The 17947-nt window shown below is 68.5% G+C and carries 20 protein-coding genes; 13 read left to right on the top strand and 7 right to left on the bottom strand.

Going from position 1 to position 17947, the window contains the following annotated elements; genetic code table 11:
- Positions 1-9: 9 nt before the first annotated feature.
- The 3 genes from UK23_RS14580 (at position 10) to UK23_RS14570 (ending at position 2703) form a co-directional block, all read left to right on the top strand.
- Positions 10-249, top strand: coding sequence for a hypothetical protein (locus UK23_RS14580; RefSeq protein WP_156213103.1), 240 nt, complete (start codon positions 10-12; stop codon positions 247-249).
- Positions 250-330: 81 nt separating this feature from the next.
- Complete coding sequence (locus UK23_RS14575) at positions 331-1791, top strand: M48 family metallopeptidase (protein WP_063778073.1); 1461 nt, start codon at positions 331-333, stop codon at positions 1789-1791.
- A gap of 9 nt (positions 1792-1800) precedes the next feature.
- Positions 1801-2703: a hypothetical protein gene (locus UK23_RS14570; RefSeq protein WP_045312030.1), complete on the top strand. Its 903-nt coding sequence runs from the start codon at positions 1801-1803 to the stop codon at positions 2701-2703.
- Here UK23_RS14570 and UK23_RS51525 read toward each other — a convergent pair.
- The 3 genes from UK23_RS51525 to UK23_RS14560 form a co-directional block, all read right to left on the bottom strand.
- Positions 2700-2876, bottom strand: coding sequence for a hypothetical protein (locus UK23_RS51525; protein WP_156213102.1), 177 nt, complete (start codon positions 2874-2876; stop codon positions 2700-2702). The genes UK23_RS14570 and UK23_RS51525 overlap by 4 nt on opposite strands.
- 74 nt (positions 2877-2950) lie before the next feature.
- The gene (locus tag UK23_RS14565; protein ID WP_156213101.1) at positions 2951-3295 is read right to left on the bottom strand and encodes a hypothetical protein; all 345 of its coding nucleotides are present in this window, start codon (positions 3293-3295) and stop codon (positions 2951-2953) included.
- A 497-nt stretch (positions 3296-3792) separates the two neighbouring features.
- Positions 3793-4401, bottom strand: coding sequence for an SIMPL domain-containing protein (locus UK23_RS14560; RefSeq protein ID WP_045312060.1), 609 nt, complete (start codon positions 4399-4401; stop codon positions 3793-3795).
- A 154-nt stretch (positions 4402-4555) separates the two neighbouring features.
- On the opposite strand from UK23_RS14560, the gene UK23_RS14555 reads away from it, so the two are divergent.
- The 5 genes from UK23_RS14555 (at position 4556) to UK23_RS14540 (ending at position 8924) form a co-directional block, all read left to right on the top strand.
- Entirely contained in the window at positions 4556-5749 is a 1194-nt protein-coding gene (locus UK23_RS14555; RefSeq protein WP_045312028.1) for an ATP-binding protein, read from the top strand.
- A 159-nt stretch (positions 5750-5908) separates the two neighbouring features.
- Positions 5909-6055, top strand: a complete 147-nt coding sequence (locus tag UK23_RS52640) for a hypothetical protein (RefSeq protein WP_167969512.1) — start codon at positions 5909-5911, stop codon at positions 6053-6055.
- Positions 6056-6289: 234 nt separating this feature from the next.
- Positions 6290-7141: an NAD(P)-dependent oxidoreductase gene (locus tag UK23_RS14550; protein ID WP_045312027.1), complete on the top strand. Its 852-nt coding sequence runs from the start codon at positions 6290-6292 to the stop codon at positions 7139-7141.
- Positions 7142-7188: 47 nt separating this feature from the next.
- A complete protein-coding gene (locus tag UK23_RS14545; protein ID WP_082114652.1) occupies positions 7189-8565 on the top strand; it encodes a S28 family serine protease in 1377 nt (458 codons plus the stop codon).
- 14 nt (positions 8566-8579) lie between these two features.
- Positions 8580-8924, top strand: a complete 345-nt coding sequence (locus UK23_RS14540) for a hypothetical protein (RefSeq protein WP_045312026.1) — start codon at positions 8580-8582, stop codon at positions 8922-8924.
- On the opposite strand, the gene UK23_RS14535 is transcribed toward UK23_RS14540, so the two are convergent.
- Positions 8921-9694, bottom strand: a complete 774-nt coding sequence (locus UK23_RS14535) for a Cof-type HAD-IIB family hydrolase (RefSeq protein WP_045312025.1) — start codon at positions 9692-9694, stop codon at positions 8921-8923. The genes UK23_RS14540 and UK23_RS14535 overlap by 4 nt on opposite strands.
- A 21-nt stretch (positions 9695-9715) precedes the next feature.
- Positions 9716-10360, bottom strand: a complete 645-nt coding sequence (locus UK23_RS14530) for a TetR/AcrR family transcriptional regulator (protein WP_196777740.1) — start codon at positions 10358-10360, stop codon at positions 9716-9718.
- Between the two features lie 97 nt (positions 10361-10457).
- Here UK23_RS14530 and UK23_RS14525 point away from each other — a divergent pair, with 97 nt between their 5' ends.
- Positions 10458-11369, top strand: a complete 912-nt coding sequence (locus UK23_RS14525; protein WP_045312023.1) for an SDR family oxidoreductase — start codon at positions 10458-10460, stop codon at positions 11367-11369.
- Positions 11366-12034 carry a dienelactone hydrolase family protein gene (locus tag UK23_RS14520; protein WP_045312022.1) on the top strand — a complete coding sequence of 223 codons (669 nt, stop codon included), beginning with the start codon at positions 11366-11368 and terminating at the stop codon, positions 12032-12034. Before UK23_RS14525 ends, UK23_RS14520 begins: the two co-directional genes overlap by 4 nt.
- Here the strand turns inward: UK23_RS14520 and UK23_RS14515 are convergent.
- A complete protein-coding gene (locus UK23_RS14515) occupies positions 12031-13044 on the bottom strand; it encodes an NAD(P)-binding domain-containing protein (RefSeq protein WP_045312021.1) in 1014 nt (337 codons plus the stop codon). The two genes, UK23_RS14520 and UK23_RS14515, sit on opposite strands and share 4 nt — an antisense overlap.
- A 92-nt stretch (positions 13045-13136) precedes the next feature.
- Positions 13137-13559, bottom strand: coding sequence for a hypothetical protein (locus tag UK23_RS14510; RefSeq protein ID WP_045312020.1), 423 nt, complete (start codon positions 13557-13559; stop codon positions 13137-13139).
- 134 nt (positions 13560-13693) lie between these two features.
- Here UK23_RS14510 and UK23_RS14505 point away from each other — a divergent pair, with 134 nt between their 5' ends.
- The 3 genes from UK23_RS14505 (at position 13694) to UK23_RS14495 (ending at position 17910) form a co-directional block, all read left to right on the top strand.
- Positions 13694-15514, top strand: a complete 1821-nt coding sequence (locus tag UK23_RS14505) for an NHL domain-containing thioredoxin family protein (RefSeq protein WP_045312058.1) — start codon at positions 13694-13696, stop codon at positions 15512-15514.
- A gap of 36 nt (positions 15515-15550) precedes the next feature.
- Complete coding sequence (locus UK23_RS14500; protein WP_082114655.1) at positions 15551-15844, top strand: GroES family chaperonin; 294 nt, start codon at positions 15551-15553, stop codon at positions 15842-15844.
- 284 nt (positions 15845-16128) lie between these two features.
- The gene (locus UK23_RS14495; protein WP_052684666.1) at positions 16129-17910 is read left to right on the top strand and encodes a VanW family protein; all 1782 of its coding nucleotides are present in this window, start codon (positions 16129-16131) and stop codon (positions 17908-17910) included.
- Positions 17911-17947: the final 37 nt, after the last annotated feature.

Raw genomic sequence — 17947 nt, 5'->3', positions numbered from 1 at the left:
GTTGGGCGGATGTTGCAGGTTGATCCGGAGCAGGATCCGGTGCTGGCCCGTGCGGTCACCGGGACGTTGCGCGACGACTGGAGGCCCGCCGCCGACGCGATGGCGTCCGCGCGGGACTGGGAACGCCGCGCCTACCTCGTGCTGGCGCTGGCCGCGGCGGCCGCCCGCCGGGACGTGTGGCTCGCGAGGCCCGGAGACCCCGACGCGGCGGCGGTCCACGCGGCCATGACGGCTCTGCAAGCCAGTTAGCGGTAATGGCTGCGCAGCAGGTTGATATTTCGTGCACACTCTCCGCACCGCGAACTTGCGGTCCTGGGGGGTGTGTTCGTGATGCGTGCTGTCGTCGCGGTCGCGTTGCTGGTCGGGGTGTACGTCCTGGTGCTGGTGGTGCTGGCCGCAATCGTGCTGGTCGACGTGCTGTTCTTCGTCAACGGCCGGCCGATCGGGTTCATCTGGTTCACCGTGATCGGCGGCATGCTGGCGTTCGCGCTGCTCAGCGGCCTGTTCACGCTCGCGGGCAGCTCGGACGACGAGGTGCGCGGTGAGCTGGTCGGCGAGCAGGACGAACCCGAGCTGTGGGCGTTGGTGCACAGGCTGTCCGCGGAGGTAGGCACCCGTCCGCCCGACCGGATCTTCATCGTGCCCGAGGCCAACGCCGCGGTGTCGCAACGCACCAGGCTGCTCGGTCTCGTGGCGTCCACCCGGCGGATGTACGTGGGCGCGCCGCTGCTCGCGAGCATGACCGAGCGGCAGCTGAGCTTCGTCCTCGCGCACGAGCTCGGCCACTACGGCAACCGCGACACGAGGTTGATCGGTGTGGTCGTGGCCGGGCGCGTGGCGTTGATCCGCATGCTCACCAAGCTGAACAACCGCTCCTGGTACCACGTCGCGGTCGCGATGATGTTCGTGTCCTACGCGAAGCTCTACTTCGCGGTCACCGCGTCCCTGTCCCGTCAGCAGGAGTTCGCCGCGGACGCCACGGCCACCAGGATCGCCGGAACCGAGGCCGCGGTGAGTTCGCTGCAGGAGCTGCCGGTGGTCGAGGCCGCCTGGAGCCTGTTCCACGACAAGCACTTCCGTCCCGCGTGGGAGGCGGGCTTCCTGCCGACGACGATCTTCGAGGCGTTCGCCGGGCTCCGCGGTTCGCCGGAGCTGCGCGCCCACCTCGACGCGGTCAGGCAGAACCCGCCGCAGCGCCAGGTCAGTCAGTACGACTCGCACCCACCGCTGCCGGAGCGGATCGCCGCGGTCACCGCGCTGGCCGTGCCGAGCAGAGGTGCCGACCGCCCCGCCGGTGCGCTGCTCGCCGACAACGGCGCGGTGATGGACAAGACCCTGGTCAGCACGCTGGTCGAGGAGCTCGGCGTGAAGAGGCGGGTTGACTGGGCCACGTTGTCGCACACCGCTGTCCGCGCGACCAGGGTCGATCAGTCGCGACGCCTGGTGCGCGTCGGCGGCGGTTCGCTCGGTGCCGTGCTCGACGCGCTCGACGACGGCAAGCTGACCTCGTTGCTGCGCACCGACGCCCGGCCGGGCACCGCGACCTCGGCGCCGAGAGTGCGGCGCGAGTTCGCCCGCGGACTGCTGATCGCGGAGCTGACCGCGCTCGTCGAACTCACCCTCGCGGACCAGAACCGGGCGCGCTGGGAGTCCGACTGGCTGGGCACCACCACGTTCCACGGACCCGATCTCGGCACCGAGATCGAACAAGCCGCGGACGACAGGGGCTCGACCGCCGGTCTGCGCGCGGCACTCGCCGGACTCAGTCTCGACCAAGCACCGACCCGCTAGGAGAACGACGTGGTGCTCGACCCGACCAGACACGCCGATCCCGAGCGCTGGGGCCTCGTGCCGGACGCGTACGTCCGCGACTTCTTCCCGGAGGAGGACCCGGTGCTGGCCCGCGCGATCACGGCCGCCTCCCGCGGTCAGTGGCAGCCGGCCTGCTCCGCGATGGGATCCACGTGGGGCGACTGGAACCGCCGCGCCGCCGTGACCGCATCGCTGGCTCGTGAGGGCAGCCGCTCGGACGAGTGGCTGAACAACTGGCGTGACGAGCAGCCCGACCGGGACCTGGCCGTGCTCGACGCGGCGGCGTGGTTCCAGGTGGCGAAGGCGATCCTCGGTGAGAGCGACGAGAAGGAGCACGTGGACGGCTTCCACCGCGTGCTGCGCAAGGCCGAACGCGCCGCGCGGGCCGCGGCCGAGCTCGCCCCGCAGGACCCGACGCCGTGGTGGACCATGATCCAGATCGCGGGCGGTCTCTCGTTCGACCAGGCGCGCTTCGCCGAGATCTGGCACGAGCTCGTGACGCGCGCGCCACACCACCGGCCCGCCGAGGAGGCCGCGGTGGAGTACTGGGCGGCGCAGTCGTCCGAGGTGATGCTCGACTTCGCCGCCAACGCCGGCCCGGCTCTGGTGCTGCGCGCGGCGTTCCTGCTGGAGGACGACGATCCGATCATCTGGCGCACGCCGCTGGTGGCCGACGCGATGGAGCAGCTCCTGACCGAGGACGAGCTGTCGAACGACGACCGCGGCTACCTGATCCTCGCGCTGTACGACCACAACCGCTTCACCGAGGCGATCGAGCAGTTCAGGGCACTCGGCAGCCGCGCGGACGGCGCGCCGTGGCAACGCTTCGAGGACCCGAAGGGCACGTTCCTGGAGTACCGCGTGAACTCGTGCCGCAAGGCCAAGCTCTAGCCCTTTCGCACGTACACGACCTGCACGAAGCCGTCGTCCACCAGGTCGTGCGTGTCGATCCGCACCGGCGTGCCGTGCACGGACGCGGTGTCCTGGCCGATGATCGCCTGGGCCGGTGCGATCGACGCCATCGCGGCCGCCCCGGCGACCATTCCGATCAGCAAGTTCCGCATGGATCGAAACGCTATTCACGTGGGCGGTCACCGCGGATCACGCCGCAGCATGATCCGCGCGTCAGACTTCAGAACTACGGCTGAACGGCGGCGAAGAACTTCTTCGCGAGCCCGCGGACGGTGGCCCGGCACTGCTCCTGGTCGACCGCGGTGCCGTTGCCGCTGGCCACGGTCAGCACGATGTTGTCGTCGAGGATCTCCAGGGCGCAGCCCCCGATCCCCTCTTCGCGCCAGCGCGCGTCCGAACCGAGTTTCACCCCGCCGTCCTTCTCCCACGCCTTGGTGCGCTCGGTGAAGTACTTGGTGGCGTACTCCGCTCCGGACTTCACACCCGTGGCGTCATCCGTGTTCGCCCAGGACCTGACGCCGTAGTTGACGAACGACTCGCCGCCTTTGAAGATGCACGACCGCGCCGTCAAGTTGCCTGCCGTCAGAGGCGTATCCGATTGCGGGGTCGGCAGATCCGCCCCCACCTCCTGTTTGAGGTCCAGGCAGGACTTGGACGCTGCGGTGGAGTATTTGGCCGGAGGTACGGGTCCGGTGGGCGCCGGCGGGAGAGCTGTGGTTGTGCCCGTTGGGGGGACCGAACGTTGGTGTCTCGACCCGTTGGGCGCTGCAGGCACCGACGAGCACCATGGCCGCGGCCACCACGCCGACAACAGGCCTCACCCTTTCACCGCCTGCGGCCAGCTCTGGTTGGGCAGCTTCGCGTCGGACATCATGCTCATGATGTCGCGAACCTTGCGGGCGGCAGAGGCCTGCCACCGGGGTGGGTCAGCTCAGCCAGGCGGGCTCTGATCTGCGGATTGTCCGGAATGTTCAGTTCGAGATGCTCAAGCGGCACGAGCCCGACCATAGCGACAGGTCTGACCTCGTGAAGGTGATTCAGGGTAATCGGCCTGTCGCGCTTGGTGACCTAGTCGAGCAACGACCAGGCGGCCGTGCACGACGCCGACACCGTGATCTGCTGAGCCTTGAGGTTCAGCTGGTCGACCATCCCCGCAGGCCCGGCCATCTCGAACGACGCGGAAGCCATGCGAGGCGAGTAGTGCGCACCACCGTCGGTGTCGCCGATCCGCAGCAACGGCCCGAGCCGCCGCCCCAGCGCCGACGCGTACCCCTCAGCCCGTCGCAGCGCATCAGCCACGGCTTCCTTCTGCGCCTCGCGGATGGCCTCGGTGTCGTCGACGAGCGTCCACGACGGTCCGTTGACCCACGACGGCTCGTTCTGCACGAGGTCGGCCAGCAGGCCGTCGAGCTTGTCGAGGTCGGACACCCAAATCACGTACTGCTGCTGCGCCCGGCTGCCGACGCGCTGGTTGTTGTCCCAGTTGTCGTGCACGGACAGCTGCCGCGAGCGCACCTCGAAGTCCGCGAGCAGCGGTTCGACGGCGGAGATGCGCTGGTTGAGCATGCTCACCGCCTCGGAGCGCTCCGCGCCGACAGCCTCGAACGTCACGTCCACCTGGGCGCGGTCGGCGGTCCGCTCGACCTCGCCGGTCCCCTTCGTCACGACTTCAGCCACGAGCCCAACCCAACCGGTGTACCGGCCCATCCGCAACTATTCGCTTCTATAGCCCAATCACTAGATAAACGAATACGAAGGCATCCGGAGGCACTTCGAGCCGAGTCTGCGCGTCTCTACGTCGAGCACTAGAAACGCCGATACGGTGCGAGCCATGGACCCGGTGCGCAACCCGTTCGCCCCCGGTGCAGGCCAGCGGCCTCCTGAGCTCGCCGGCCGGGACAAGGAAGTCGGAGCGTTCGAGGTGGTGCTCGAACGCGTGGCCCGCGGTCGTCCCGAACGCAGCCTCGTGCTGACGGGACTGCGCGGCGTCGGCAAGACGGTGCTGCTCGGCGAGCTGCGGTCCATGGCGGTCAAACGCGGCTGGGGCGCGGGCAAGGTCGAGGCCAGGCCGGACGCGGATCTCAGAAGGCCCCTCTCGGCCGCGCTGCACCGGGCGATCAGGGACCTCGCGGTCAGGCATCGCGCGCCGGACCGGGTCGAGGCGATCCTGGGCATCCTCAAGGCGTTCGCGTTGAGGGCCGCACCCGACGGAGCCAAGCTCAGAGACCGCTGGCAGCCCGGCATCGACGTGCCGGCCGCGTCAGGCCGCGCGGACTCCGGCGACATCGAGATCGACCTCGTCGAGCTGTTCACCGACGTCGCCGAACTCGCGCAGGACGTCGGCACGGGCGTGGCGCTGCTCATCGACGAGATGCAGGACCTCAAGCCGGACGACATCAGTGCGTTGTGCGCGGCATGCCACGAGCTGTCGCAGCTCGGCGCGCCTCTCGTGGTCGTCGGCGCGGGCCTGCCGCACCTCCCGGCCGTGTTGAGTGCGAGCAAGTCGTACTCAGAGCGGCTCTTCCGGTACGTCCGCATCGACCGGCTCAGCCGCGAGGACGCCGACCGCGCCGTGCTCGCCCCGGTCGAACGCGAGGACGCGGGTATCACCGACGAGGCGCTGGACGCACTCTTCGACGCGTCGGGCGGCTACCCGTACTTCATCCAGGCCTACGGCAAGGCCGCCTGGGACGCGGCGCCGGCCGATCCGATCACCGCGATGGATGTGTCCGTCGCTGCTCCCGAGGCCGACGCGGAGCTGGCCGTGGGCTTCTTCGGCTCCCGATACGAGCGGGCGACACCGGCCGAACGCGAGTACCTCCGGGCGATGGCCGAGCTGACCGACGGGAAGGACGCGGGCGTCAACACCGCCCAGGTCGCCGACCACCTGGGCCGCAAGCCCTCGTCGCTGTCGCCGGCAAGGGACTCGCTCATCAAGAAAGGCCTGGTCTACAGCGCGGAACGGGGTCAGATCGCCTTCACCGTGCCGCACTTCGGGAGGTTCCTCCTCGGTCGCGAGGAGTGACGGCGCACACCCCGTCGTTGTCCGGCCGTTCACGTTGTCAGCCGACGATTCATCGGCCTGTGCCCCAACTCACCGGATAATCGCGTGCTTTCGTGGGTAGGAGGGTGCATACTTAAGTCACCAACCAAACAGACCTCCGAGAGGGAAGTGCAGACCGAGATGAACTTCGCAGCGAAGCTCCGCGCCCGTCGTGCCGAGGCGCGCAACCGGAAGGCCGTGGCTCGCGCGATCGACATGGCCACCACCCCGGCCATGCGTCACGAGCTGATGGCCATCGCCCAGGCTCAGGTCACCACCCTGCGCTGACTTCACGAGCAAGACCCGGCACTCGCACGGCGCCCCGTCGCGAGTGCCTCCCCAAACGGGAACCCCTGGAGCACCTCCCGCGCTCCAGGGGTTTCATTCTGTTAAACGTGATCCACGCCACAGTATGATGGCGTTGTAACAGCGCACGTCGGTCCGCCGATGTCACTGTTGACCTCGCGGTGCTGTCGGACCCCCGACCTGGCAGCACCGCGAGGTTTCTTGTTTGCTGGGGGCATGAAGATCGCCGTGCTCGGCACCGGCCTCATGGGTGCCCCCATCGCAGCCAACCTCGCCGCTGCTGGACATGACGTCCGGGTCTGGAACCGCACGCGCCCCAAAGCCGAACCGCTCGCCGAGCAGGGCGCCACAGTCGCCGACACGCCCGCCGAAGCCGTCGAGGGCGCCGAGATCGTGCTGACGATGCTCAACGACGGCCCCGCGGTCACCGCGACCATGCAGGCGGCCGCTCCGTCGTTGCCCCACGACGCGGTCTGGGTCCAGGCGTCCACGGTCGGCGTCGAGGCGACCGACGACCACATCGCGCTCGCCCGCTCGCTCGGGCTCGAGTTCGTCGACGCGCCTGTGCTCGGCAGCGTGAAGCCGGCTCAGGAGGGCAAGCTCGTCGTGCTCGCCTCCGGTGCCGACGAACTGCGCGATCGCGTGCAGCCGGTGTTCGACGTGATCGGCGCCCGCACGATGTGGGTCGGTGAGGCCGGTGCGTCGTCCCGGTTGAAGCTCGTCGCGAACAGCTGGGTGCTCGCGTTGACCGCGGCGGTCGGCGAGGCGGTGTCGCTGGCAGAGTCGTCCGGGCTCGACCCGAAGCTGTTCCTGGAAGCCGTTTCCGGTGGCGCGATGGACTGCGCGTACCTGCAGATGAAGGGCAACGCGATCATCGACCGCGAGTTCCCGCCCGCCTTCACCGTGCAGAACGCGTTGAAGGACGCGCTGCTGGTGAACGAGGCAGCGGTGCGGGGCGGCGTTCAGCTCGACGTGGCACAGGCTGCGGCCGCCCGCCTCAACCGCGCGGTGACTCGCGGGCACGCGGACGAGGACATGGCCGCGTCTTATTACGCCAGCTACGAATAGACGATCGGCCGGTCCTGCGGGGCGTGCGGGCTCAATAGTTTGGCCGGGTGAACAGACTCGTACGCTCCCTGCTGGCGTTCGGCCTGGCAACGACACAGGTCCTGGCCACGGCCGCGGTCTCGTCCGCGGCTCCCTCCGACATCAAGGACCGGATCGCCGCGCTGCCCGGCGTCCGGATCATCAGCGAAGGAACGTCAGGCACCGCGCGGACGTTCGTGCTCGGCATCCAGCAGCCCGCGGACCACCGCAGGCCACGCGGGCAGCAGTTCGAGCAGCGCTTCTCGTTGCTGCACAAGGACGATTCCAAGCCGATGGTGCTGCACACCAGCGGTTACAACCTGTCCGGCACGATCAGCGCGTCCGAACCCGCGCGGCTCGTGGACGGCAACCAGCTGAGCGTGGAGCAGCGGTTCTTCACGCCGTCTCGCCCCGCGCCCGCCGACTGGGACGACCTGAACATCTGGCAGGCGGCCAGCGACCACCACCGGATCGTGCTGGCGTTCAAGAGGATCTACCGGGCGAAATGGCTCTCCACCGGTGCCAGCAAGGGCGGTATGACGTCGATCTACCACCGGCGGTTCTTCCCGCGTGACGTCGACGCGACCATCGCTTACGTGGCGCCGAACGACGTAGTGAACGACCACGACGTCTACGGCGAGTTCATCCGCAACGTCGGCAACGACCCGACGTGCAACCGGCGGCTGGAGGGCGTGCAGCGACAGCTCCTGCAGAACCGCGACGCGCTCGTGCAGCGCCTGGAAGCCAGGGGCTACACGTACAAGCAGTTCGGCGGCGCACACCGGGCGCTCGAAGTCCTGGTGCTGGACACGCCGTTCACGTTCTGGCAGTACGGCACCCAGGACCAGTGCGCTCTCGTGCCCGGTGCGGGTGCCTCGGTCGACGACCTCTGGACGTTCATCGACAAGACCGTCGGCTGGGACTTCTACACCGACGCCGGTGTCGCGCCCTACGACACGTACTACTACCAGGCCGGCACACAGCTCGGCTGGCCAGAAGCCGACGAGTCCGCGGTGCGCGACCTGTTGCGCTACCCCGGTTCCAGCGTGCCGCGCACGATGGTGCCCGCCGAGATCGAGTTCCCCCGGTTCGACCGGTACGCGATGAAGGACGTCGACCGGTGGGTTCGGTACGAGGGCTCGCGGCTGCTGTTCGTGTACGGGCAGAACGACCCGTGGAGCGCTGAGCCGTTCCGTCTCGGACCGGGCACGCGCGACTCGCTGGCGTTCGCGGTGCCGGGCGGCAACCACGGCTCTAACATCGCGAAGCTGCCGGAGAAGGAACGGGCTGCGGCGACCGCGGCCGTGCAGCGCTGGGCCGGTGCGTCCACGTCCGCGTCGGCGCTGTCGCTGGAAGCCGGTCCGGACCCGGACTCGCTGGACGCGCTGCGAGCGCGCCGGGGCTGAGGCACGCTGGAGGCGTGAAGCCGTTGCTCGTGGTCGATGCCGCCAACGTCGTCGGTTCGGTGCCCGACGGGTGGTGGCGCGACCGGGCGGGCGCGGCCGAACGCCTCCGCGACGCCTTGCAGGGCCGCGACGAGGAGGTCGTCCTGGTCGTGGAAGGCAAGGCGCGCAACGTTTCTTCGATCGACGACGTCCGTGTCGTCGCCGCGCCTGGCGATGGCGACGACACGATCGTCGAGGTGGTGCGAACCGAGGGCGCCGGCCGTTCGGTGACCGTGGTGACCGCCGACCGCGAGCTGCGGCGGCGGGTGACGGCGTTGGGTGCCGAGGTGGCCGGCCCGACCTCGGTGCCGCGCCGCTAGAGCAGGAAGAGCCGTTCGAGCACCTGCGCCACGCCGTCCTCGGTGTTCGGTGGCGCGTGGTTGCTGCAGGCCTGTTTGACGAGCGGGTGCGCGTTGCCCATCGCGTAGGCGGTGCCGGCCCACCCGAGCACCGTCAGGTCGTTCGGCATGTCCCCGAACGCGATGACCTCGTGCTTGCCGATTCCTCTGGTGTGGCACAACGATTCGAGCGTCGCTGCCTTCGACACGCCGGGCGGGCAGATCTCCAGCATGCCCGTGCCACCGGAGTGCGTGACCGTGACGTGCTGCCCGACGGCCTCTCTGGCGATCTCCATCATGTGGTCGACCTCGCCGTCCGGCGCCCATGCCAGCATCTGCACGACCTGGTGCGCCTGCTCGAAAACGTGGTCGAGCAGTTCGAGTGTCCGATGTGGATTGTTCGGCCCGAACCCCTTGAAACCAGGTCCTGACAACGTTTCCAGCCCGGTCTCGACCGCGATGGTGACGTTCGGGATGACCTCCGCGAGCGCCTCGGACACCTTCCGCACGACGTCTGCCGGCACGGTTTGCGCGTGCGTGATCTCGTTGCCGGCCAGGTCGTAGATCAACGCTCCGTTGGCGCAGATCGCCGTGCCGGTGAGCTCCAGGTTCTGCACGAACCGCGGCGGCCGCGCGGTGACGATCACGACGTCCGCGTCGACGGCCTCGAGCGCGGCGCGGGTGCGGTCGCTCAGCACCCCGCCCGGCTGCAGCAACGTGCCGTCGAGATCGGTCGCGATCAGCCTGATCATCGGCCGATTATCGGGCAGGAGTTACTTCCGGCGGGCGAGAAGCCCGGAAACGGTCACCTCGGCGGTCCGGCGCACGGTGTCGGTGAAGTCGATGCGCAGGGCGGCCAGCTCGGGGTCGGCGGCGAAGGCACTGAGAATCGCCTCCGGAGGCCGGCTGCACGGCCAGGCGGCGATCGCGGTCAGCATGACGGTCTGCACGAAGGTGATCGCGTCGTCGTCGCCGAGTTCGGGCACGTGCCGGGCGACGATCGCGACCAGATCTTCGAGAGACTGCTTGGCGGCGTACTTGTGGCGGGTCGCCGTCTCGGCCGAGATGTTGTGCTCCAGCACGGCGGCCTGCGCGCTGGCCAGGTCGCACAGCACGGGTCGCCTGGTCAGCGTCGAAGCGAGGAGTTCGGCCAGCAGGTCCCCCGAACTGGGCGTCTCCGCGCGTTCCAGCTCGGCGATCCAGTCGGCCATCTCCGCTTCCAGCAGCTCCAGCAGCACGGCCTCGCGCGAGTCGAAGTAGCGCAGCACGTTGGCCTTGGCCAGGCAGACCCGGCGGCTGAGCGCGCTGAGACTGAGCTGCGCGACCGGCATCTCGGTGAGCATCGCGGCCGCGGCGTCGAGGATCTGCCGCCGTCGCTCGGTGCGCTGCTCGTCGGTGCGCGCTCGCTGGAAGACCATGTCGCCCATATTACAGACCAGCGGTACTTTACTAAGAGACCGACGGTCCGTTATGTTGGGGGCATAAGATACCGACGGTCCGTAACGGAGTTGCGCCATGTACCAGGTTCCTGACCAGCGTGGAAAGCTCGTCGTCGTCACCGGCGCGAACAGCGGTACCGGCAAGGAGACGGCTCTTCGCCTTGCCGGGGCTGGGGCCGTCGTCGTGCTCGCAGTGCGCACTCCGGAGAAGGGCGAGCAGGCGAAGTCGGAGATCCTCGCCGCGCATCCAGGGGCTTCGGTCGAGGTTCGTCAGCTGGATCTGGCGGACCAGAGTTCGGTGGCCGCGTTCGCCGAGGGCCTGATCGCGGAGGGCAGGCCGCTGGACGTGCTGGTCAACAACGCCGGTGTGATGAACGTGCCCAACCGGGTGGAGACCATCGACGGCTTCGAGCTCCAGCTGGCCAGCAACTTCCTCGGCCCGTTCGCGCTGACAGTCAGGCTGCTGCCGTTGCTGCTGGCCGCTCCCGCACCTCGGGTCGCCACGATGAGCAGCGGCACCGCGAACGGCGGGCGGATCAACTTCGACGACCTGCAGTCGCAGGAGAAGTACAACCCGCTGCGGGCCTATGCCCAGTCCAAGCTGGCCGACCTGCTGCTGACGACGCACCTGGCCGAGCTCGCGGCCGAGCGGGGCTGGTCTCTGCTGTCGACCGGTGCGCACCCCGGTTACACCCGCACGAACCTGTTGACCTCGGGGCCGAACCTGAACGGCCGTCCCGGGTTCTTCGAGGTGCTGGTCTCGAAGATCGTCCCCTCGCAGGGTGTCGAGCAGGGCTCCGAACCTCTGCTGTTCGCGGCAGCCGATCCCGCCGCGGTCTCCGGTGCCTACTACGGGCCGCGCTGGGGACTCGTCGGCGCGACCAAGCGCGTGTCGTTGCCGCGCTCCAGCCGGGACAAGGCGGTGGCCGCGCGTTTGTGGGCAGAGGCCGAACGTCTCACCGGGCTCTCGGGCAGGATCTTGGTATGACCCATCGTGTTGACGACATGCCGTTGCCGGTTTGGCTGCCCGAGTCCGGTTCCGGCCCCGGCATCGTGCTGATCCAGGAGATCTTCGGCCTGGACGGGTACCTGCGTGGCGTCGCCGAGCAACTCGCCGCGCTCGGTTACGTCGTGGCGGTGCCCGAGCTGTTCCACCGCTTCGAGCCGGGCTGGGTGGGTGAGCACGACGAGGCGGGCATCCAGAAGTCGATGGAGGTCGTGCAGAAGCTCGACTTCCCGCTCGCGGTGCAGGACGTCGTCAAGTCGGTCGCCTACCTGCGCGGCCTGCCCGAGGTGACCGGCGGCGTCGGCGTGCTCGGCTTCTGCCTCGGCGGCACCCTCGCGTACGCGGCGGCCGTCGGTTCCGACCCGGACACCGCCGTCTCGTTCTACGGCTCGGGCGTCCCGGACCAGATCGCCACGCTGGACCAGGTGTCCTGCCCGATCCTGTTCCACTTCGGCACCGAGGACTCGTTCATCACCGGGTACCAGAAGGTCGTCGACGCGGTGGCGTCGCACGATGGCGCCGAGATCGCGCTGGAGCCCGCGGGCCACGCGTTCCTCAACCACCTCGGCCCCTGGTACGCCGAGGACGCCGCCGGCCGCGCCTGGGATCGCACTGCTCAGTTCCTCGCGCGCACGCTTCCCGTCTAGGCAATGCACGGCACCGCGAGCTGCTGCGAGAAGAACCTCTCCAGCGGCTTGCGGTGCAACCGGCGTTCCACGGCGATCAGCTCGTTCTTGCGGTAGTGCCTGACCTGCGTGCGCGTGACGACGAACCCGTTGCGCTCGCTCGTCGGCATCTCGTCGTAGAGAAGAGCGTGCTGCCCTTGCGGCACAACGACATCCGCCAGCCCCTCGGGTATCTGCCGCGCTCGGGTCGCGACGGTCGCGGCCAGTGAGTCCGGCCGGTTCCGCAGTTTCCGATGCGGCCACGGCACTCCGTGGTGCGTGGCCTCCAACGTCCTGTGCAACGCCCTGGCCGCATGCCGGATGGCCTTGATCGAGTCGCCCGTGATGGTGTGCGCGTGCGGCACGTCGAGGCTCGTGTCCCTGCGGAACCCCGCACAGACGATCACCTTGTCGTACCGCAACTCCCCGGTGCCGTCGATCGTCGCCACGAACTCGTTGCCGTCCTTGGCGATCCGCTGCACGGTCCGCCCGACCGTGTGCGTGAGCCGCGCCGTGCCCGCGATGTTGTCGGCCGTCTCGAACGCGCTGTGCCCCCGCCCGATGATGAGCACCCGCTTCCCGGCGTACTCGGTCGGATCAGTGCTGGCACTCGCATACGTCTCAGCTAGTTCGATCCCGGGAATGCTTGGCACGTAAGGCTTCTTGCCGGTGGCGAGGATGACGTGCCGCGCCTGGCCGAAGTCGCTGATCCGCGTGTTGTACCGGACGTTCAGCGGCCGCGCGAAGTCCTCCAGGTACCGCACCAGATCGTCCGCGCCGGGAAACGCCCGCTTGCTGTACCGCGCGAACGGCACCCCGTCGAACAGCGAGTTGTCGTCCGTGGAAAGCACCCGGTGCCTCGGAAACTCGCGGAAGAACCCGGCCGGCTCCGGCCCGGCCTCCGCGATCACGTAGTCGCGGCCCGCCTCGTGCAGGAAGCGCCCCATCTGCAGGCCCGCCGGACCCGCGCCGACCACCAGGTACTCCACCATCACGCACCTCCCGGGGTCCTCTACGCCAAACACAGCGCAAAGGTTCAGGTGGGCGGTTGCCTTCCATGATGCGGGCTACCGGCGGGTTCCGGTCAACCTTCGCTCCAACGGACGAGGTAGTCGGTGCCGCCCAGGTGGTAGCGCACTTCCAGGTCCTCGGCCCAGGACCATTCGCCCTTCACCAGTCGCGCGCCTTCGGGCGGCATCCGGCGAGGCTCGAGCAACGCGGTCAGCTCGTCGTACCGCGCGTCGATCCCACCACGAGCGGGATGGGTGGCCGGCGTGCCCTCGTTCCCGGCGAGGGTGATCCGCCAGTGCTCCCGCTCCAGCGCGAACGTCTCGTCGTCCACCGGCCACACCGAGTAGACGTACTCGTCGGAGAGGTCGTGGCGCCGGAAGTAGTGCGGCACCCCGTCGACATCGGCGATGCCGAGCATCGGGCCGTCGATGCGTGTGTGCTCGATGTGGACGTGTTCGAAGCCCTTGCGTCTGAGCTCCTCTGATGTCTCTCCCATCTGTCAGAAGGTATTGCGGCCGAGCCCGCGGCTCGATCGGATTTCGGTGTCCGCGCTCAGAGCCGGCACTGGCGGCCTCGTCCACATGATGGGCAGTGGAATGGACATGCCGTTCCACAGTGTTGGATCGGGACGTGACGACTGTGAAGCGCCGTGCCCGTGTCCGCGCCCCTGAGCTGGTCGGACGCGGCTGGCTCAACACCGGTGGCGAACAGGTCAGCCTGAAACACCTCCGCGGCAAGATCGTGCTGCTCGACTTCTGGACGTTCTGCTGCATCAACTGCCTGCACGTCCTCGACGAACTGCGGCCTCTCGAGAAGGAACACGAGGACGTCCTCGTCACCATCGGTGTCCACTCGCCGAAGTTCGTCCACGAGGCCGACGCCGACGCGCTCAAGGCGGCCGTCGAGCGCTACGAGGTGCATCACCCGGTCCTGGACGACCCCGAGCTGACGACGTGGCAGAACTACGCCGTCAAGGCCTGGCCCACGCTCGTCCTCATCGACCCCGAGGGCTACATCGTCCACGTCGCCGCAGGTGAGGGCCATGTCGAGGCGCTGAACTCGATCATCAGGGAACTCACGCGGGAGCACGAGGAAAAGGGCACGCTGCACCGCGGCACCGGCCCGTACGTCGCCCCGGCACCGGAGAACACCACGCTCAGGTTCCCGGCGAAGGCGATCGTCACGCCGAGCAACACGATCCTGGTCAGCGACTCGGCGCACCACAGCATCGTCGAGCTCGAAGCCGACGGTGAGACCGTCATCCGCCGCATCGGCACCGGTGAACGGGGCAGGCAAGACGGCCTGAACCCCACCTTCTCCGAGCCCGCCGGCCTCACCCGAGTCCCCAACACCCACGGCTACGACGTCGTCATCGCGGACACCGTCAACCACCTGCTCAGGGGCCTCGACCTCAACACCGGCGAGGTCACCACGATCGCCGGCACCGGTGAGCAGTGGCGTGACGGCGAGACCGACGGGCCGGCCGACAAGATCGACCTGACCAGCCCGTGGGACGTCGCGTGGTGGAACGGCGGCGTCGCCATCGCCATGGCCGGCAACCACACGCTCGGCTTCTTCGACCCCGAGACCAACACGACCAGCAGGCTCGCCGGCACCACCGTCGAAGGCATCAACGACGGGCCGAAAGAAGGGGCGTTCTTCGCGCAGACGTCCGGTCTCGCAGCAGACGGGCAGAGGCTCTGGATGGTCGACTCGGAGACGTCAGCACTGCGCTACCTCGAGAACGGCGAGATCCACACGGTCATCGGCAAGGGGCTGTTCGCGTTCGGCCACAAGGACGGAACCGCCGAGGAAGCCCTCCTCCAGCACCCGCTCGGCGTCACGGTCCTGAACGACCACTCCGTCGCCATCTCGGACACCTACAACAACGCCATCAGGCGATACGACCCCGAGACCAACACGCTGACCACCATCGCGACGGACATCGCCGAACCGTCCGACGCCCTCCAGATCGACAACGAGCTGGTGGTCGTGGCCAGCGCCGCCCACCGGCTCGAACGCTTCTCGGCGGCCGCCACGAAGATCGACGGCCAGGAGCACGCGGTCAAGCGCCCGAGCACCGACATCGCGTCCGGCGAACTGGAGCTGGCCGTCATCTTCACCCCGCCGACCGGCACCAAACTGGACGAGAGGTACGGGCCGAGCACCCGGCTGGAGATCACCAGCTCGCCGGAAAACCTGATCTTGGAAGGCGCCGGCGTCAGCACCGGACTGGTACGCGCGTTGCGGATCAACGATCAGGTCACGAACGGGGTTCTGCACGTCGTGGCGCAGGCCGCCAGTTGCAGTGACGATCCTGCCGACGAACACCCGGTGTGCCGTTTGACCAGGCAGGACTGGGGTGTGCCGGTTCGAGTGGTCACCGATGGACCTGCGCGGCTGCCACTGCTCATGGGCGGCATGGACGAGGCACCCCCGGCGGGCACGTAGACTCTGCGGGTGCCTGATGTCAAGCTCGAGATCCAGATGCTGTACGACCGCGTCATGGTCCGCATCTCGCCGGAGGACGGCGAACGGCGTTCCAGCGGAGGCATCGTGATCCCCGCCACGGCCAGCGTGGCCAAGCGGTTGGCGTGGGGCAGCGTGTTCGGAGTGGGTACGAGCGTGCGGCACGTGAAGGTCGGCGACCGGGTGCTGTTCAACCCGGAAGATCAGCTTGAGGTCGAGGTGCAGGGCGCCACGTATCTCGTGATGAGGGAACGCGATCTGCACGCTGTTGCCAGCGAACTCACCGAGCACGGTACTGGTCTGTACCTGTGAGCCGCCGGTTCGTGATTTTGGCCTGATAGCTACACACGTATACGCCGCCTCAGTTCAGAGACAGGGCAACGGGGAGAGCTGTGCCGTACGACGCTGACAAGACGAGAGCGATGCCGCCGGTCAACCCCGGAGGCACCGCCTCCGAGCAGACGACGAAGATCGCGCCCGTGAGCGCCGCCGCGCCGACCGACGCGTGGCCGTCCGAGGAACCGGACAACGAGCCGACCATCAGCGCGGCAGTGCCGGGCGTCGGCTTTCCCGCCAGCGAGGACGCCACCGAGTACATGCGGCCGGTGGCGCCGCTGCCGAAGCCGGAGGACTCCGGTGTCTACGGACCCGTGATGATCGAACCGGGCGAGGACGACGAGCAGCCGAAGAACAGCAAGAAGAAGGCCCTGGTCGTGGCCGCGGCCGTCGTCGGCGCGTTCGGCCTGCTCTACGGCCTCGACATCCTCGTGTCCAGCGGCAACGTGCCGCGCGGCGTGACCGTGGCGGGCGTCGACGTAGGCGGCCTGAGCCACAGCGACGCCGAGAAGAAGCTCCGCGACGAGATCGGCCCGCGCCTGAGCAAGCCGGTCGCGCTCAAGGCCGGCGACGTCACGGCCGAGCTCGACCCGAAGGCAGCGGGTCTGGAGCTCGACTGGAACGCCACGATCGATCGTGCCGGCAGCCAGCCGCTCAGCCCCGTCACGCGCGTGACCTCGTTCTTCACCAGCCGCGAGGTCGGTGTCGCGACGAAGGGCGACGACGAGAAGGTCGGCGGCGCGCTGGAGGCCCTGCGGCCGAAGACCGACCACGAGCCGATTGAGGGCACCATCAAGTTCGAGGGCGCCACCCCGGTCGCCGTCGAGCCGCACGACGGCCAGAAGCTGAAGGCCGAGCAGGCCGTCGGCGCCGTCGTCTCCAACTGGGCGTCCGGCAGCCCGGTCGAGGTCCCGATGGACTTCACCCCGGTCAAGACGACCAAGGAGGGCGTCGAGAAGGCGCTCAACGACGTCGTGAAGGCCGCGGTGTCCGGCCCGGTCAAGATCAAGGGCGAGGGCAAGGACGCGAACCTCACGCCCGAGCAGATCGCCGGCACGCTGGCTTTCGAGCCGGGCGACGGCGGCGCGCTGAACGTCAAGCCGAACAAGGACAAGCTCGCCGAGGCCGTCGGCCCGCAGCTCAAGGACACGGTCAAACAGGGCAAGGACGCCGAGATCGTCTTCGAGGGCGGCAAGCCGACCGTCAAGGAGTCGGTCGACGGCCTCGACCTCGACTGGGACAAGAACCTCCAGCCGTACTTCGACACACTGCAGAAGTCGGACGCCCGCGAGGTCAAGTTCGAGTACAAGCACACGCCCGCCAAGGTCACCACCGAGCAGGCGAACAAGATGGGCATCAAGGAGGTCATCGGCGAGTTCCAGACCGGTGGCTTCGCCGCTGCCTCGGGCGTCAACATCCGGGTCGTGGCCGAGAAGGTCAACGGCGCGATCGTGAAGCCGCACGAGACGTTCAGCCTCAACAAGTACACCGGCCCCCGCGGCACCGCGCAGGGCTACGTGGAGGCGGGCATCATCAACGACGGCATCCCGGACAAGGCGGTCGGTGGTGGCATCTCGCAGTTCGCGACCACGCTCTACAACGCGTCCTACATCGCGGGTATGAAGGACGCGGGCCACCGGGAGCACAGCTACTGGATCACGCGGTACCCGAAGGGCCGGGAAGCCACGGTGTTCATGGACACCAACGGCAACAGCCTGATCGACATCGCGTTCACGAACCCGGACGACACGGGCGTCGCCATCCAGACGATCTGGACCGGCTCGACGATCACGATCAGGCTCTGGGGCACCAAGAACTACGACGTCAGCGGCTCCACCAGCGGCGAGTTCAACCCGACCCAGCCGCAGGAGAAGAAGGTCAGCAAGGCCGGGTGCTCGCCGAGCAACGGCGCTCCGGGCTTCTCGGTGACGGACACCCGCACGATCAAGGACCGCCGCACCGGCCAGTCCCGCAGCGAGTCGCGCACGGTTCGCTACGACCCGCAGTTCAAGATCGTCTGCGAGCCGCCGGCAGGCGGCTGAGACAAACCTCGGTTCACAGTGGCCACGCGCGGGTATT

The sequence above is a fragment of the Lentzea aerocolonigenes genome (genome assembly GCF_000955955.1).
Classification (GTDB): domain Bacteria; phylum Actinomycetota; class Actinomycetes; order Mycobacteriales; family Pseudonocardiaceae; genus Lentzea; species Lentzea aerocolonigenes_A.
This window is presented reverse-complemented; position numbering and strand designations above follow the sequence as displayed.

Excerpts from the sequence above, each read along its gene's own strand:
- UK23_RS14580 (WP_156213103.1), top strand. The coding sequence starts at position 10 with ATGTTGCAGGTTGATCCGGAGCAGGATCCGGTGCTGGCCCGTGCGGTC.
- UK23_RS14575 (WP_063778073.1), top strand. The coding sequence starts at position 331 with ATGCGTGCTGTCGTCGCGGTCGCGTTGCTGGTCGGGGTGTACGTCCTG.
- UK23_RS51525 (WP_156213102.1), bottom strand. The coding sequence starts at position 2,876 with ATGCGGAACTTGCTGATCGGAATGGTCGCCGGGGCGGCCGCGATGGCG.
- UK23_RS14555 (WP_045312028.1), top strand. The coding sequence starts at position 4,556 with ATGGACCCGGTGCGCAACCCGTTCGCCCCCGGTGCAGGCCAGCGGCCT.
- UK23_RS52640 (WP_167969512.1), top strand. The coding sequence starts at position 5,909 with ATGAACTTCGCAGCGAAGCTCCGCGCCCGTCGTGCCGAGGCGCGCAAC.
- UK23_RS14550 (WP_045312027.1), top strand. The coding sequence starts at position 6,290 with ATGAAGATCGCCGTGCTCGGCACCGGCCTCATGGGTGCCCCCATCGCA.
- UK23_RS14535 (WP_045312025.1), bottom strand. The coding sequence starts at position 9,694 with ATGATCAGGCTGATCGCGACCGATCTCGACGGCACGTTGCTGCAGCCG.
- UK23_RS14530 (WP_196777740.1), bottom strand. The coding sequence starts at position 10,360 with ATGGTCTTCCAGCGAGCGCGCACCGACGAGCAGCGCACCGAGCGACGG.
- UK23_RS14525 (WP_045312023.1), top strand. The coding sequence starts at position 10,458 with ATGTACCAGGTTCCTGACCAGCGTGGAAAGCTCGTCGTCGTCACCGGC.
- UK23_RS14520 (WP_045312022.1), top strand. The coding sequence starts at position 11,366 with ATGACCCATCGTGTTGACGACATGCCGTTGCCGGTTTGGCTGCCCGAG.
- UK23_RS14515 (WP_045312021.1), bottom strand. The coding sequence starts at position 13,044 with ATGGTGGAGTACCTGGTGGTCGGCGCGGGTCCGGCGGGCCTGCAGATG.
- UK23_RS14510 (WP_045312020.1), bottom strand. The coding sequence starts at position 13,559 with ATGGGAGAGACATCAGAGGAGCTCAGACGCAAGGGCTTCGAACACGTC.
- UK23_RS14500 (WP_082114655.1), top strand. The coding sequence starts at position 15,551 with ATGCTGTACGACCGCGTCATGGTCCGCATCTCGCCGGAGGACGGCGAA.
- UK23_RS14495 (WP_052684666.1), top strand. The coding sequence starts at position 16,129 with ATGCGGCCGGTGGCGCCGCTGCCGAAGCCGGAGGACTCCGGTGTCTAC.